The organism is Microbacterium alcoholitolerans (assembly GCF_050408615.1).
In the GTDB taxonomy this organism is placed as follows: Bacteria; Actinomycetota; Actinomycetes; order Actinomycetales; family Microbacteriaceae; genus Microbacterium.
The window spans coordinates 359,937-373,788 of sequence record NZ_JBNTKD010000001.1 but is presented as its reverse complement, the minus strand read 5'-3'; the positions used below and the strand labels follow the sequence as shown (position 1 = coordinate 373,788).

Genomic DNA, 13,852 nt, shown 5'->3' with positions numbered 1-13,852 from the left:
TCACTCTCCGACCGTCGGGACCATGATCCGCAGTGCGGCCGCGCGCACCGAGAGCACAGCCGATTCGCTGCCGATGCGCTCCCCGTCAGCGTAGATCACCAGCCCGGGTGCGCTCACGCGCACCGATCGAGCGCGCCGATGGGTCACCTCCGGGCGGCTCAGGTGCCGGCCGCTCAGCAGCAGCGGGAACAGCCGCACGAGGCGCAGACGACTGAGTGGACCGACATGCACGACGTCGAGGAAGCCGTCGTCGGGCTCGGCGCCTGCGCACACCGGCATACCACCGCCGTAGCTGGTGGTGTTGCCGACGGCGATCAGAGTACCGGGGGCGCTGTGCTCGGCCTCGCCGTCGATCGCGATGCGGAACGCTAGCGGGCGCAGGCGGATCAGCTCGATCACCAGGGCGAAGTAGTACCGCATCGCCCCGCGAGGCCAGCGCAGCCGATTCGTGCGGTCACTGACCTTCGCGTCGAAGCCGAGCGCGGCGACCGACAGGAACAATGTCGTCCGATCGGCGCTGCGCGCCTCGCCGATGTCGATGACGCGCACCTCACCCCGCACGGCCAGCGCCGCGGCCGCGGGCGCGTCGCGACGCGGAAGGCCCAGTGCCCGTGCCAGATCGTTCCCGGTTCCGGCGGGAACGAGCGCGACCGGCACGTCGCTCCGCTCCAGCAGATCGAGGATGCCGGAGAGCGTGCCGTCCCCACCGACGACGACGAGCACATCAGGATCGGCGGCCAGCGCCTGCCGCGCCAATTCGCGGGTCTCCGCAGCGGAGCCGCCCGCATAGGCCCGCACGTCCGCGCCGAACTCGCGCAGTGCGGCGATCGTCGACTCCGCGGCACGGTGCCCCCGGCCCTTCCCGGAGTGCGGGTTGGCGATGACGGCGATGTGCCCGCGCGGACTCATGACGCTCGCGACGCCGTCGGGATGACCGCCCCGGGATTGAGGATGCCGGTCGGATCGAGCTCGCGCTTGATCGCGGTGAGAATGCGGATGCCGGTCTCGCCGATCTCCTCGGCGAGCCACGGCGCATGATCGCGTCCCACACCATGGTGGTGGCTGATCGTTCCTCCCGCCGCGATGATCGCGTCGTTCACGCGTCCCTTGGCACGCTGCCAGAGCGCGACCTGGTCGCCGCGCAGCCCCGCCAGGACCGTGAAGTACAGCGAAGCGCCGGTCGGGTAGATGTGCGAGACGTGGCACATCACGTAGCTCTTGGCGTCGGCATCCGACAATCCCTCGCGCAGGGCGTCCTCCACCGCACCGCGCAGCCGTGACAGATTCGACCACGTGGTGGCCGTCTCCAGCGTCTCGCAGAACACACCGGCATCCAGCAGGGCGTCGCGCAGATACGGACCGTCGAAACGCCCGTGCAGCCACTCCTCAGCGGCCCCTTGGCCGGACGAGCTGCCGCCGGCCGCGCGCAGCACCTGGGCGGCGCGTTCCCGCCGCTGCGGGATGTCCTCGCCCTCGTACACCGTCACCACGCTCGCGCCCTTGACGAGGGCTTTGCCGATCTTGCCCACCTGGGCGAGACTGACCGCCGTCTCGGCCTCATCGGACAGGCGGATCACGGTGGGTCCGCCACCACTCTGGGCGATCTGACGCAGCCCCTCGACGCCCTCCGAGAACCCGGGAAAGGTCCACGCTTCGAAGAGCCGCTCGCGCGGTATCGGATGCACGCGCAGGCGCACCTCGGTGATGACGCCGAAGATCCCCTCCGAACCGAGGAAGACCCGCACGAGGTCGGGGCCGGCGGCCGAGCCCGGCGAGCGGCCGAGACGGAGATCGCCCGTCGGGGTCGCGACGCGCAGGCCCGTGACCATGGTGTCGAAGCGGCCGTGACCGGCCGAGTTCTGCCCCGACGATCGGGCGGCGGCGAAGCCGCCGATGCTGGCATAGCGGAAGCTCTGCGGATAGTGGCCGAGCTCAAGGCCGCGCGCGGCGAGCAGCGCCTCTGCGGCGGGGCCCGTCGTGCCGGCTGCGAGTGTCGCCTCTCCGCTGATCTCGTCCACGTCGAGCAGCCCGTGGAGCCGCTGCAGATCGAGGCTGATCACTGCATGATGGGGACCGCGCTCGGGGTCGAGGGCGCCGACGACGCTCGTACCGCCGCCATACGGGATCACCGCGATGCCGCGCGTCGCGGCCAGATCGAGCAGGGCGCGCACCTCGTCATGTGAGGCCGGGCGCACGACCGCGTCGGGCGCGAGCTGCTCCGGACGCCTGCGCCGCAGCAGGTCGGGCGTGGAGCGGCCGCCGGCGTGGCGGATGCGCGCCGCGTCGTCGCTGTCGACGTGCTCCGCACCGACGACATCCCGCAAGGCGTCGAGATCATCCCCGCTGAGGGCGCTCGCCGGGATGTGCACGTCGGTCAAGGCGGGAGGCGGCCCAGGGCGCTTTATGCGTCCGAGGAGCAAGGGGATCAGACTGCGCACGGCGAACGGCAGCTCCTTGGCCTTGGCGGGATCGCCCCAGCCGTTCCAGCGCATCGGCTGCCCGAGCACCGCATCGTGCATCTCGCCTGTCCGCATCTCGCCCGCGCGCTTCCCGCCCCTGGGCATCGCCTGTTCCATGCGTTACAGTGTGACAGATCATGGAAGAACGTCAACCAGAGAGCGCGGCAAGCGGCATCCGTCGCCCCGAGTGGGACGCCACCCAGGCGCGCATCCTCGACGCCGCCGACGCGCTCCTCCAGCGTCGCGGCGTGCACGGCGTGACCATCGCCGAGATCGCCCGAAGATCCGCGCTCAGCCGGCCGACGATCTACCGCAGCTGGGCCGATGCCGATGACGTGGTGCGCTCGGCGCTGCTGCGACGCGTCGCCGGCATCCTCGACGCGGTGCCCGCTCCGGTCCCCACCCGCGCGGCGCTCGTGGACACCGTGCTGTCGTTCATCGCGCAGTTCCGGTCGGATGCGGTGTATGCGCGACTGCTCGCCGATGAGCCCGAGGCGTTCACCCGCTACACCCTGCAGCGGGTCGGACAGAGCCAGCGCATGATCCTGCGCTGGCTGTCGGCCGCGATCGCCGCAGCGCAGGACGAAGGCGGCATCCGAGCGGGCACCCCCGACGAGATGGCAGTGATGCTGCTGCTGATCGCGCAGTCGGCAGTGCTCTCCCACGGCACGGTCGCCCACATCATCGACGAAGCCGGCTGGGAGCGCGAGCTGCGCGCCGCCATCGACGGACACCTGCGCCCGTGACCGAGCACTCCCCTGATCTCAACGCGGCCCGCCGTCGAACGGATCTGATCGAGACGGCCGAAGGCACCATCGACGTGCTCGTCGTCGGCGGTGGGATAACCGGCGCCGGCGTAGCGCTGGACGCCGCATCGCGGGGGCTCACCGTGACGCTCATCGAGGCCGAGGATCTCGCCTTCGGCACCAGCCGGTTCAGCTCCAAGCTCGTGCACGGCGGACTCCGCTACCTCGCGACGGGCGACTTCGCGACGGCACGGGAGAGCGCTCGCGAACGTCACCTGCTGATGACACGGATCGCCCCGCACCTGATCCGCCCGCTCCCCCAGCTGCTGCCCTTCGGTACAGGAATCACCGCGGGTCAACGCGTCGCGGGCGCCATGGGCATGGGCATGGGCGATCTGCTCCGCGTACGGGCCGGCACGCCTCGCTCGACGCTGCCGGGACCACGTCTCGTCACCACCCGCACGGCGCAGCGGCTGGTGCCGGCACTGAAGCCGCAGGGACTGCGCGGGGGCATGCTCTCTTATGACGGTCAGCTCGTCGACGACGCGCGGCTGGTGGTCACCGTCGCCCGCACCGCCGCCGCACACGGCGCCCGCATCCTCACCAGAGTGCGCGCACTGCAGCTGCGGGCAGACGGCGCGACGGTGTCGGATTCGCTCACCCGCGAACAGTTCGAGATCCGCGCGCGCGCCGTGATCAACGCCACGGGTGTGTGGGCGGGGACGCTGGACGAGTCGATCACCGTGCGGCCCAGTCGAGGAACGCACCTCGTGCTGGATGCCGCCGACCTCGGTTCCCCTGCGGCGGCGCTCACGATCCCACACGAGGGATCGATCAGCCGCTACGTCTTCGCACTGCCGCAGCAGCAAGGGCGGGTGATCGTCGGGCTCACCGATGAGGACGCCCCGGGCCCCGTGCCGTCGGTGGCGCAGCCCACCGAGTCGGAGATCGCGTTCCTCCTGTCGAGCCTCAACCGCGTGCTCGCGGTGCCGGTCACGCGCGACCGGGTGCGCGGCGCGTTCGCCGGGCTTCGCCCCCTCATCGACAGCAGATCGGAGAGCACGGCCGACATCTCCCGGAAGCATCTGGTGACAGCATCCGATTCGGGAGTCATCGCCGTCCTCGGGGGAAAGCTCACCACCTACCGCCGGATGGCGGAGGACGCCGTCGATCTCGCCGTGCGCACGCGGCTCGCGGGCGACGCGCCGGCGTCGCGCACGACCGACGTGCGCCTCTTAGATGTTCCCCCGCCCCACGTCGACCCGGGGATCGCCGACGGCATCTCCGTCACGCGGGAAGGCATCATCTTCGCCGTGCGCGCGGAAGGAGCACTGACCGCCGAGGACGTCATCGATCGGCGCACACGCATCGGACTCGTGGACGCGGATCGGGAGCGCTGTCTGCCGATCATTGAACGGATCGTCGCTGAGACGCTCGCAAGCTAGAATTTGAACATGTTCAGTTCTGAGCGCACACCGAAAGCAGAGCAGACGCGAACCCGGATTCGAGACGCCGCGATCAGGTCATTCGTCGAACGCGGGTATCCGGACACCACCATCCGGCTGATCGCCTCCGAAGCCGGAGTGTCGGTCGGGAACGCGTACTACTACTTCCCGTCGAAGACACACCTCGTCCAGGAGCTTTACCAAGAGGTGCAGCGCGAGCATGTTCGCCTCGCCACCCCGCTGCTGAAGCAGACCACAGGCCTCGTCGACCGGCTTCGGATCGTGTTCGAGTCCGGCCTGGCCGTTCTTGCCCCGTACCAGCGGGTTGCGCCGGGGTTCCTCAGTGCGATGATCGCGCCGGACTCGCCCATCAACCCCCTCTCACAGGAGTCCTCACCCGCGCGCGAGGTCACGGTCGGCCTGATTCAGTCGGCGATCGACGGCGCTGACCACCGGCTCCCAGAGGATCTGACAGCGCGGATGCCGGATGCCCTGTTCGTCGCCCATCTCGGTCTGGTGCTGCGCTGGACCTACGACAGCACCGACCAGCATCGCGGCACCCAGCGACTCTTGGACACAGCGCTCCGGCTGTTCGCCGTCGCCCTCCCCTTCGCACGCGTTCCCGGTGTTCGCGGCGTCGCGCGCGACCTGCTCGACCAGATCGCGGATGTGCGCGCATGAACACCACAGTCCGCACGCCGGAGCACCCGATGGCGTTCACCTCGGTGGAGTTCTGGTTGGGAGCATGGACAGCCTGGGGCCTCTTCCTCGCGTTCCTCCCAGCCCTCATCATCATCAGCTCCCTCCCGGAACTGTTCACTCCGAGCGCGGGCTTCATCGTGGTCGCGATCATCTACGGTCTCGTCATCGGAGGGTTCGTCTCGCTCGTCGCCATGCTGGTTTTCAGCCCATTGGCGTGGCTTCTCGGATACTGTCTGCGGCGCACCGCAGATCGCTGGATCCATGTCCTCGCGTTCACAACACTCGGTGCGGCCGTCGGGTTCGTGACATTCGCCGCGTGGACACTGCTCGCCTACGCGCAGATCACGGATGCACTCATCAGCTGGCCGAATTGGTCTTATGCCGCCGGGAGTGCGGTCGCGGTTGCTCTGGGATGGTGGCGGGCTTCACGGCGCGCTCTCGAACGGGATGACCTGCGCAGCGAATACCCGCCGACGCGCCTGAACGCGTTTCTGCGCAGGTCCGACGGCGATGCCCAATTCGAGGACTTCGCGCTGGACTCCTGAACTCACCGGCTCTCGTGCAGCGGCAGGTCTATCACGCCGGTCTGCCCCGGTGCCTTCGCAACCGGCAGGCGCGTGCCGCTGACCTGCTCGACCACATCGGCTGCGATCTTCTCGGCTGTCAGGCCGGCATCCGCGAGGATCTGCTCGCGCGTGGCGTGATCGAGGAACTCGTCGGGCAGTCCCAGCTCGTCCACGCCCGTGTCGATCCCCGCCTCACGGAGCACCTGGCGCACCCGGGTGCCGACACCGCCGACGCGGATGCCGTCTTCCAGAGTGATCACCAGTCGGTGACGACGCGCAAGCTCGACGACCGCGGGCTGAACGGGCACCGCCCAGCGCGGATCGATCACGGTCGCGCCGATGCCGTGCGCTTGGAGCTTCTCCGCGATTGCGAGGCCCATCTCCGCAAACGATCCGATCGCCACGATGAGCACATCCTCCGCCCCCTGCCGGGCAAGCACATCGGTGCCGTCCGCGAGCCGCTCGAGGGCGATGATCTCGTGAGGGGCGTCGCCCTTCGGGTAGCGGATCACCGTGGGGGCGTCGTCGACCGCGACAGCCTCGTCGAGGAGCTCGCGCAGACGCACCCCGTCGCGCGGAGCGGCAATGCGGATGCCGGGCACCAGCTGCAGCATCGCGAGGTCCCAGACGCCGTGATGGCTGGGGCCGTCGGGGCCCGTGACACCGGCCCGGTCGAGCACGAAGGTGACGCCGGCACGATGCAGGGCGACATCCATCAGCACCTGATCGAAGGCGCGGTTCATGAACGTCGCGTAGATCGCGACGACCGGATGCAGTCCTCCGAACGCCAGCCCCGCGGCGGAGGCGACAGCGTGCTGCTCGGCGATGCCGACGTCGTACACCCTGTCCGGGAAGCGTTCCGCGAACGCGGCAAGGCCAGTCGGACGCAGCATCGCCGCGGTCATGGCGATGACGTTGTGCTCGCGCTCGCCCACGGCGACCAGCGCGTCGGAGAACACCGACGTCCAGGACTTTCCGGATGACGAGCCCAGCGCGCCGCCCGTCTTGGGATCGATGCGCCCCACGGCATGGAACTGGTCGGCGATGTCGTCACGGGCCGGCTGATAGCCGCGACCCTTCTCGGTGATGGCGTGCACGATGACAGGTGCACCGTAGTCCTTGGCCAGACGCAGAGTCTCCATCAGCGCAGGGATGTCATGACCGTCGACCGGGCCGAGATACTTGATGTCGAGATTGGAATACAGCGCCACGTTGTTCGTGAAGCGCGAGAGGAACCCATGCGTGCCGCCTCGCACGCCTCGGAACATCGCCCGGCCGAACGGCCCGAAGGCGCGGAACAGTCGGTCGGACTTCCGGTGCAGATCGCGATAGGCTCCCGCCGTGCGGACACGGTTGAGATACCGCGACATCCCCCCGATCGTCGGGGCGTAGGAACGGCCGTTGTCATTGACGACGATGACGAGGTTGCGCTCGTTGTCATCGCTGATGTTGTTCAGCGCTTCCCACGTCATTCCCCCCGTCAGCGCGCCGTCGCCGACGACGGCGATGACGTGCCGATCAGAGCGACCCGTGGCAGTCAGCGCACGGGAGACGCCGTCCGCCCAGCTCAGCGAACTGGAGGCGTGTGAGGACTCCACGACATCATGCGGGCTCTCGGAACGCTGCGGGTAGCCGGCCAGGCCGCCGCGCGCGCGCAGCTGCGAGAAGTCCTGGCGCCCGGTGAGCAGCTTGTGCACGTACGACTGATGCCCTGTGTCGAAGATGAAGGGGTCTTCGGGTGATGAGAACACCCGGTGCAGTGCGATCGTCAGCTCGACGACGCCGAGGTTCGGCCCGAGATGCCCGCCGGTGCGGGCGACGTTCTCAACGAGGAAGGTGCGGATCTCCGCAGCGAGTTCGGTGAGTTCCTCGGGTGAGAGCAGATCAAGATCTCGTGGACCGGTGATGCTCGGCAGGATCGGCATGGACGCTCCTCCGCGACTCGGCGACCGCACGGCCGGTGGGCGCGCGCGCATGAGCTCCAGTCTATCTCCGCGTCCTTGGGTGTTCGGTGCGACAGTCGGTGCTGGAATGCGACCCGGACGTGCTTCGCCAGCTGTTCTCATGACGAAAGCGCCCCGCCGGGCCGAAGCCTGACGAGGCGCTCTCGCATCACGGGTGTCAGACGAGCGAACGCAGCACGTACTGCAGGATGCCGCCGTTGCGGTAGTAGTCCGCCTCACCGGGGGTGTCGATGCGGACGACTGCGTCGAAGGTGATCGGTTCGCGACCGGCCGCCGAGAACTCGCTCGGGGTGGCCGTGACCTTGACCGTCTTCGGGGTCGTGCCCTCGTTGAGCTGGGTCAGGCCCTCGATCGAGACGATCTCGGTGCCATCCAGCCCAAGGCTCTCCCAGGTCTCGCCGGCGGGGAACTGCAGCGGGACGACGCCCATGCCGATCAGGTTCGAGCGGTGGATCCGCTCGAAGCTCTCGGTGATGACAGCCTTGACGCCGAGCAGGTTGGTGCCCTTGGCCGCCCAGTCTCGCGACGATCCGGAGCCGTACTCCTTGCCGCCGAAGATCACCAGCGGCGTGCCCTGGTCCTGGTAGTTCTGCGAGGCGTCGTAGATGTACGCCTGTGGGCCACCGGCCTGGGTGAAGTCGCGGGTGAAGCCGCCCTCGATCTGCTGACCGTCGTTGACGGCCTTGACCAGTGCGTTCTTCAGGCGGATGTTCGCGAACGTTCCGCGGATCATCACCTCGTGGTTGCCACGACGCGAGCCGAAGGAGTTGAAGTCCTTCTGCGCGACGCCGTGCGCGGTGAGGTACTCGGCAGCCGGGGTGCCGGCCTTGATGTTGCCGGCGGGTGAGATGTGGTCGGTGGTGACCGAGTCGCCGAGCGTGGCCAGCACGCGTGCACCGGTGATGTCGGTGACCGGCGCCGGCGTCAGTCCCATTCCGTCGAAGTACGGCGCCTTGCGCACGTACGTCGAGTCCTCGTCCCACTCGAAGATGGGTCCCGTCGGGGTGGGCAGGCTCGTCCAGCGCTCGTCGCCGTCGAAGACGGTGGCGTACTGCTTGATGAACTGGTCGCGCGAGATCGACGAGTCGATGACGCTCTGCACCTCTTCGGGGTCGGGCCAGATGTCCTTCAGGAAGACGTCGTTGCCGGCCTCGTCCTGGCCCAGCGCGTCGTTCTCGAAGTCGAAGTGCATCGAGCCCGCGAGGGCGTATGCGACCACGAGGGGCGGGCTGGCCAGGTAGTTCATCTTGACGTCGGGGCTGATGCGCCCCTCGAAGTTGCGGTTGCCCGACAGCACGGCGGTGACGGCCAGGTCGTGGTCGTTGACCGCGGCCGAGACCTCCTCGATCAGCGGACCGGAGTTTCCGATGCAGATCGTGCAGCCGTAGCCGACCGTGTAGAAGCCGAGGCCCTCGAGGTCCTTGTCGAGGCCGGACTTCTCGTAGTAGTCGGTGACGACCTTCGAGCCGGGGCCGAGCGTGGTCTTCACCCACGGCTTCTGCTTCAGGCCCTTCTGACGCGCCTTGCGGGCGAGAAGACCGGCCGCGATCATGACCGACGGGTTCGACGTGTTGGTGCACGAGGTGATCGCAGCGAGCGTGACAGCACCGTTGTCGAGGATGTAGTTCTGGCCGTCAGGGGTGACCACCGGCACCGGCCTCGAGGCGTGCGCCGGTGCGCCGCTGTTGATGTGAACAGGGCGGGTCGTCGTCTCTTCGTCGCCGGGGACCTGCCCCGGGTCGGATGCCGGGAAGGAGTGCTTCGACTCGAGGTCGACGATGTCGTCGGAGGTCGTCGGCGTCGCGTAGTTGACGATGTCCTTCTCGAACTGCTCCTTGGCCTCGGACAGCAGGATGCGATCCTGCGGACGCTTGGGGCCCGCGATCGAGGGGACGACCGTCGACAGGTCGAGCTCCATGTACTCGGAGTACGCCGGCTCCTTGGCCGGGTCGTGCCACAGGCCCTGCGCCTTCGAGTACGCCTCGACGAGGTCGACCGCCTGCTCGTCGCGGCCGGTCAGGCGCAGGTAGTCCAGCGTGACGTCGTCGATCGGGAACATCGCCGCGGTGGAGCCGAACTCCGGCGACATGTTTCCGATGGTGGCGCGGTTGGCGAGTGGAACGGATGCCACGCCGGCGCCGTAGAACTCCACGAACTTGCCGACGACGCCATGCTGGCGCAGCATGTCGGTGATCGTGAGAACGACGTCGGTGGCCGTGACGCCCGAGGGGATCTCGCCGGTGAGCTTGAAGCCCACGACGCGCGGGATGAGCATCGAGACGGGCTGGCCGAGCATGGCCGCCTCGGCCTCGATGCCGCCGACGCCCCAGCCGAGGACGCCGAGACCGTTGACCATGGTGGTGTGCGAGTCGGTGCCGACGCAGGTGTCGGGGTAGGCGCGCAGCACGCCGTCGACGCTGCGGTCGTAGATGACCTTCGCGAGGTGCTCGATGTTGACCTGGTGCACGATTCCGGTGCCCGGGGGGACGACCTTGAAATCGTCGAAGGCGGTCTGGCCCCAGCGCAGGAACTGGTAGCGCTCGCCGTTGCGCTGGTACTCGATCTCGACATTGCGCTCGATCGCGTCGGGACGACCGAACAGATCGGCGATCACGGAGTGGTCGATGACCATCTCGGCCGGCGAGAGCGGGTTGATCTTGTTGGGATCTCCGCCGAGAGCGGTGACAGCCTCGCGCATGGTGGCGAGGTCGACGATGCACGGAACGCCCGTGAAGTCCTGCATGACCACGCGCGCGGGCGTGAACTGGATCTCGGTGTCGGGGTCCGCTGAGGGGTCCCATGAGCCGAGCGCCTCGATCTGTGCCCGAGTGACGTTCGCGCCGTCCTCGGTGCGCAACTGGTTCTCGAGCAGGACCTTCAGGCTGAAGGGGAGCTTCTCGTGGCCTGCGACCGTGTCGATGCGGAAGATCTCGTAGTCGGTGCTGCCGACCGTCAGGGTGCTCTTGGCACCGAAGCTGTTCACCGTGGACACGAATCCGTCTCCTTCTGATTCGGATGGAAGCGATAGTCGGTTCCATCTTGCTCGCCGAGTGAGCGATACGGCTAGCAAGGTGTGCCTTACCAGTGTGCGCCGCTCCGCGTCTCGACGAAAGCCTGCAATTTATCTTGACGTCAAGATAAATCTATCAGATGTCCGTCGGCGAGGCGGGCGTGTCGCGCTTTGCGTACAGGCGGCGTGTCACGAGCCAGGTCAGTGCGAGCACGGCCGCGAAGAACGGCAGCCCCATCACGATCTTGACCGTCCCGAGGGTCGCCACGTCGCCCTGGAAGTAGAACGGCAGCTGCAAGCCGAGGCGCAGCAGGAACAGCGCAGCCCACGCCAGGGACAGCCACGCGAACGTCCGTCGCTTGCGGGCATCCTGACGCCACGCGATGCCCTCCCCCATGAGGAAGCCGACGGCGAGCCCGATCAGGGGCCAGCGCACCAGCGCGGAGATGAGGAAGGCCGAGCCGTACACGATGTTCGTGATGAAGCCGATGACGAACTGGTCCTCGGCGCGCCCGGTGAACAGCGGCAGCCCTGCGGCGATCACCGCGGCGAAGAGTCCCGAGAACGCCGCGACCGGCGGGGACTTCATCACCAGGCGGGCGACGGTGAAGACGGCTGCGATGCCGACGGAGAGTCCGAGTGCGAGCAGCAGGTGACGGGTGGTCGTGTAGGTGACGATGAAGACCAGCAGCGGAAGCACGGACTCCATGACGCCGCGCCAGCCCCCGATGACCTGCCAGATCATGTGCCCGGTGGACTGCTCGACGTCCGGATCCATGCCCGCCCGGCGGGCTGCCGAGCCGAGGGCGGAGCCGAAGATCTCGGCGGCGCTCGCATCCTCCGCCGGGTTGTCGCCCGCGCGGGGGGCGCCGGCGGGGACGTCGTCCGACGGCCGCTCCGGGCTGGGCTCGGTCACGCCGCGCCCGGAGTGGACGGCATCTTCAGCGGGATGAGATCCCGCGGGGGCATGGGCGTCCCTCCCCGCACGACGACGATCGAGCGGAACAGGTCCTCGATCTGCTCTGCCGCGGCGGGGTCGGATGCCGCGTCGCCGCCGATCACTCCGCGCAGGAACCAGCGCGGGCCGTCGACGCCGACGAACCGCGCCAGGCGCATGCCGGAGCCCTCCGCTGCCGTGGCGGGCACCTCTGCGAGCAGCTCCTTGCCGAGCGGCCCCTCGCGCTCTTCGACGCGTCCGCCCTGCGTGCGGATCTGATCGCGCAGCTGCACGCGGGTCTCATCCCACAGCCCGCGCGTGCGCGGCGCCGCGAACGGCTGCACCTGCAGCGACGAGGCGGCGTAGTCGAGTCCGACGGCCACGATGCGCTTGCTCTGCTCCTCGACCTCGAGCCGCAGGTTCAGGCCCTCACGCGGCAGCACCTTGATGCCGCCGAGGTCGATGTACGGCCTGACGGGATTCGCCTCGGCGTCGTCGAACGGTCCCGCTGTGGAACGGTCTGCCGGTGCGGACTTCAGCGCGGGTTCGATCTCTTCAGTCATTCGCTCTTTCCCTGGGTATAGCCGGTGGACCCGAATCCGCCGTCGCCGCGCACGCTGTCCGGCAGCTCCTCGACGGGTTCGAAGCGGGCCCGGACGACGGGCATCACGATCAGCTGGGCGATCCGATCACCGACCGCCACATCGTACGCTTGCTTGCTGTCGGTGTTCAGCAGGGTCACCTTGATCTCGCCCCGATAACCCGCATCGACGGTGCCGGGCGTGTTCACCACGGTGATCCCGTGCTTGGCGGCCAGTCCGCTGCGCGGCACGACGAAGGCGGCATACCCCTCTGGCAGCGCGATGCTCACGCCCGTGCCGATCAGGCTGCGCTCGCCCGGCTCCAGCCGCACCGCCTGCGTGGCGACGAGGTCGGCTCCGGCGTCCCCCGGGTGAGCGTAGGTCGGCACGCTGGCGGCGATAATGGGTACGACAACGGAATGAGTCACCCCATGAGGCTAATGCAGAACACCGAGCAGGACGCGAGCGAGACGTACCGCGAGCGTCTGACCCCGAGCTTGTGGATGCTGGTGACGATCGCCCTCGGCGGGCCCATGGTCGCCCTGGTCTTCGCCCCCATCGCTCCCACCGTCGCACTGGTCATCGGCGCGATCGTGTCGGTGATCCTGGTGGCGCTGAGCATCCTGCTCTCCCCCACCGTCCGCGTCGCCGGCACGGTGCTGCATGTCGGACGCGCGCACATCGACGCTCGCTGGCTCGGCGCCCCGGCGGAGTTCACCGGATCGGATGCGCGCGATCGGCGCACCCGCGACATCGCCCGCGACGGCTGGCACTTCCTGCGCGGCGGCGTCGACGGGCTCGTGATCGTGCCGGTCACCGACCCCGCCGACCCGATCAACAGCTGGACGATCTCCACGCGCACTCCGGACCGGCTGGCCGCCGCGATCCGCACGGCGCGCACCTCAGGCGGAGAATCGGCCTGAGACGCGGAGAATCGGCCTGAGACACAGAACGCGCCCCGGGCCGTGAGGGCCGGGGCGCGGACGTGTCGTGGGTGCGTCAGGCGGCGCACTCCTTGCAGATGGGACCTTCAGGGCCTTCGTGGTCGAGCTGCGAGCGGTGCTTCACGAGGAAGCAGCTCATGCAGGTGAACTCGTCCTGCTGGGCCGGGAGAACGACGACGTCGAGCTCCACATCGGAAAGGTCCGCACCGGGGAGCTCGAAACCCGTGGGGTTGTCGGAGTCCTCGACGTCGCCAGCGCCGGACTGGGTGTTCGGCACACGCTCCTTAAGTGCTTCGATCGACTCGGAGTCGTCTTCGCTCTTGCGGGGGGCGTCGTAGTCGGTTGCCATGCGGTAAGTCTCCACTTCCGTGGTACGAGGGGGTGGGTGAGTGGTGCCGATTCGGGTGAGCGGCGGCCATAGTTTGCACGAATGCTGGGCAATAAGCAAATGCTCTTGCGCACGGACAGGAAAACTCACGGCACGCCCACGCTATTCCC

General features: G+C 68.5%; 13 protein-coding genes. 5 read left to right on the top strand and 8 right to left on the bottom strand.

Annotated features, from left to right (window positions below; translation table 11 throughout):
- Both ACQUSX_RS01815 and ACQUSX_RS01810 read right to left on the bottom strand, forming a co-directional pair.
- Complete coding sequence (locus ACQUSX_RS01815; protein ID WP_428905266.1) at positions 1 to 909, bottom strand: diacylglycerol kinase; 909 nt, start codon at positions 907 to 909, stop codon at positions 1 to 3.
- Entirely contained in the window at positions 906 to 2,576 is a 1,671-nt protein-coding gene (locus tag ACQUSX_RS01810) for an FAD-binding oxidoreductase (RefSeq protein ID WP_428905265.1), read from the bottom strand. Before ACQUSX_RS01810 ends, ACQUSX_RS01815 begins: the two co-directional genes overlap by 4 nt.
- 20 nt (positions 2,577 to 2,596) lie before the next feature.
- Between ACQUSX_RS01810 and ACQUSX_RS01805 the strand changes: the two genes are divergently transcribed.
- From ACQUSX_RS01805 to ACQUSX_RS01790, 4 genes are read left to right on the top strand one after another with little or no spacing between them, the layout of a single operon-like run.
- A complete protein-coding gene (locus ACQUSX_RS01805; protein WP_428905264.1) occupies positions 2,597 to 3,205 on the top strand; it encodes a TetR/AcrR family transcriptional regulator in 609 nt (202 codons plus the stop codon).
- Entirely contained in the window at positions 3,202 to 4,650 is a 1,449-nt protein-coding gene (locus ACQUSX_RS01800; RefSeq protein ID WP_428905263.1) for a glycerol-3-phosphate dehydrogenase/oxidase, read from the top strand. Before ACQUSX_RS01805 ends, ACQUSX_RS01800 begins: the two co-directional genes overlap by 4 nt.
- Before the next feature lie 9 nt (positions 4,651 to 4,659).
- Complete coding sequence (locus ACQUSX_RS01795; RefSeq protein ID WP_428905262.1) at positions 4,660 to 5,331, top strand: TetR/AcrR family transcriptional regulator; 672 nt, start codon at positions 4,660 to 4,662, stop codon at positions 5,329 to 5,331.
- The gene (locus tag ACQUSX_RS01790; protein WP_428905261.1) at positions 5,328 to 5,897 is read left to right on the top strand and encodes a hypothetical protein; all 570 of its coding nucleotides are present in this window, start codon (positions 5,328 to 5,330) and stop codon (positions 5,895 to 5,897) included. The genes ACQUSX_RS01795 and ACQUSX_RS01790 overlap by 4 nt, the downstream gene beginning before the upstream one ends.
- A gap of 2 nt (positions 5,898 to 5,899) precedes the next feature.
- Here the strand turns inward: ACQUSX_RS01790 and dxs are convergent, their stop codons facing one another.
- The 5 genes from dxs to dut form a co-directional block, all read right to left on the bottom strand.
- On the bottom strand, positions 5,900 to 7,843 hold the full coding sequence (dxs, locus tag ACQUSX_RS01785; RefSeq protein WP_428905260.1) for a 1-deoxy-D-xylulose-5-phosphate synthase: 1,944 nt from the start codon (positions 7,841 to 7,843) through the stop codon (positions 5,900 to 5,902).
- A gap of 196 nt (positions 7,844 to 8,039) precedes the next feature.
- Positions 8,040 to 10,874 carry an aconitate hydratase AcnA gene (acnA, locus tag ACQUSX_RS01780; RefSeq protein ID WP_428905259.1) on the bottom strand — a complete coding sequence of 945 codons (2,835 nt, stop codon included), beginning with the start codon at positions 10,872 to 10,874 and terminating at the stop codon, positions 8,040 to 8,042.
- A gap of 154 nt (positions 10,875 to 11,028) precedes the next feature.
- Positions 11,029 to 11,808 (bottom strand): DUF3159 domain-containing protein, encoded by a 780-nt coding sequence (locus tag ACQUSX_RS01775; protein WP_428905258.1) that lies wholly within the window; start codon positions 11,806 to 11,808, stop codon positions 11,029 to 11,031.
- The gene (locus ACQUSX_RS01770) at positions 11,805 to 12,392 is read right to left on the bottom strand and encodes a DUF3710 domain-containing protein (protein WP_428905257.1); all 588 of its coding nucleotides are present in this window, start codon (positions 12,390 to 12,392) and stop codon (positions 11,805 to 11,807) included. The genes ACQUSX_RS01775 and ACQUSX_RS01770 overlap by 4 nt, the downstream gene beginning before the upstream one ends.
- The gene (dut, locus tag ACQUSX_RS01765) at positions 12,389 to 12,838 is read right to left on the bottom strand and encodes a dUTP diphosphatase (RefSeq protein WP_428905256.1); all 450 of its coding nucleotides are present in this window, start codon (positions 12,836 to 12,838) and stop codon (positions 12,389 to 12,391) included. The genes ACQUSX_RS01770 and dut overlap by 4 nt, the downstream gene beginning before the upstream one ends.
- 3 nt (positions 12,839 to 12,841) lie before the next feature.
- Here dut and ACQUSX_RS01760 point away from each other — a divergent pair, with 3 nt between their 5' ends.
- Positions 12,842 to 13,333, top strand: coding sequence for a DUF3093 domain-containing protein (locus tag ACQUSX_RS01760; protein WP_428905255.1), 492 nt, complete (start codon positions 12,842 to 12,844; stop codon positions 13,331 to 13,333).
- 76 nt (positions 13,334 to 13,409) lie between these two features.
- Here the strand turns inward: ACQUSX_RS01760 and ACQUSX_RS01755 are convergent, their stop codons facing one another.
- On the bottom strand, positions 13,410 to 13,703 hold the full coding sequence (locus ACQUSX_RS01755) for a DUF4193 domain-containing protein (protein WP_241928650.1): 294 nt from the start codon (positions 13,701 to 13,703) through the stop codon (positions 13,410 to 13,412).
- Positions 13,704 to 13,852 lie beyond the last annotated feature (149 nt).

What these genes read in the sequence shown, in the direction of transcription:
- ACQUSX_RS01815 (WP_428905266.1), bottom strand. Translation starts at nt 909, where the DNA reads ATGAGTCCGCGCGGGCACATCGCCGTCATCGCCAACCCGCACTCCGGG.
- ACQUSX_RS01810 (WP_428905265.1), bottom strand. Translation starts at nt 2,576, where the DNA reads ATGGAACAGGCGATGCCCAGGGGCGGGAAGCGCGCGGGCGAGATGCGG.
- ACQUSX_RS01805 (WP_428905264.1), top strand. Translation starts at nt 2,597, where the DNA reads ATGGAAGAACGTCAACCAGAGAGCGCGGCAAGCGGCATCCGTCGCCCC.
- ACQUSX_RS01795 (WP_428905262.1), top strand. Translation starts at nt 4,660, where the DNA reads ATGTTCAGTTCTGAGCGCACACCGAAAGCAGAGCAGACGCGAACCCGG.
- ACQUSX_RS01790 (WP_428905261.1), top strand. Translation starts at nt 5,328, where the DNA reads ATGAACACCACAGTCCGCACGCCGGAGCACCCGATGGCGTTCACCTCG.
- dxs (WP_428905260.1), bottom strand. Translation starts at nt 7,843, where the DNA reads ATGCCGATCCTGCCGAGCATCACCGGTCCACGAGATCTTGATCTGCTC.
- ACQUSX_RS01770 (WP_428905257.1), bottom strand. Translation starts at nt 12,392, where the DNA reads ATGACTGAAGAGATCGAACCCGCGCTGAAGTCCGCACCGGCAGACCGT.
- ACQUSX_RS01760 (WP_428905255.1), top strand. Translation starts at nt 12,842, where the DNA reads ATGAGGCTAATGCAGAACACCGAGCAGGACGCGAGCGAGACGTACCGC.
- ACQUSX_RS01755 (WP_241928650.1), bottom strand. Translation starts at nt 13,703, where the DNA reads ATGGCAACCGACTACGACGCCCCCCGCAAGAGCGAAGACGACTCCGAG.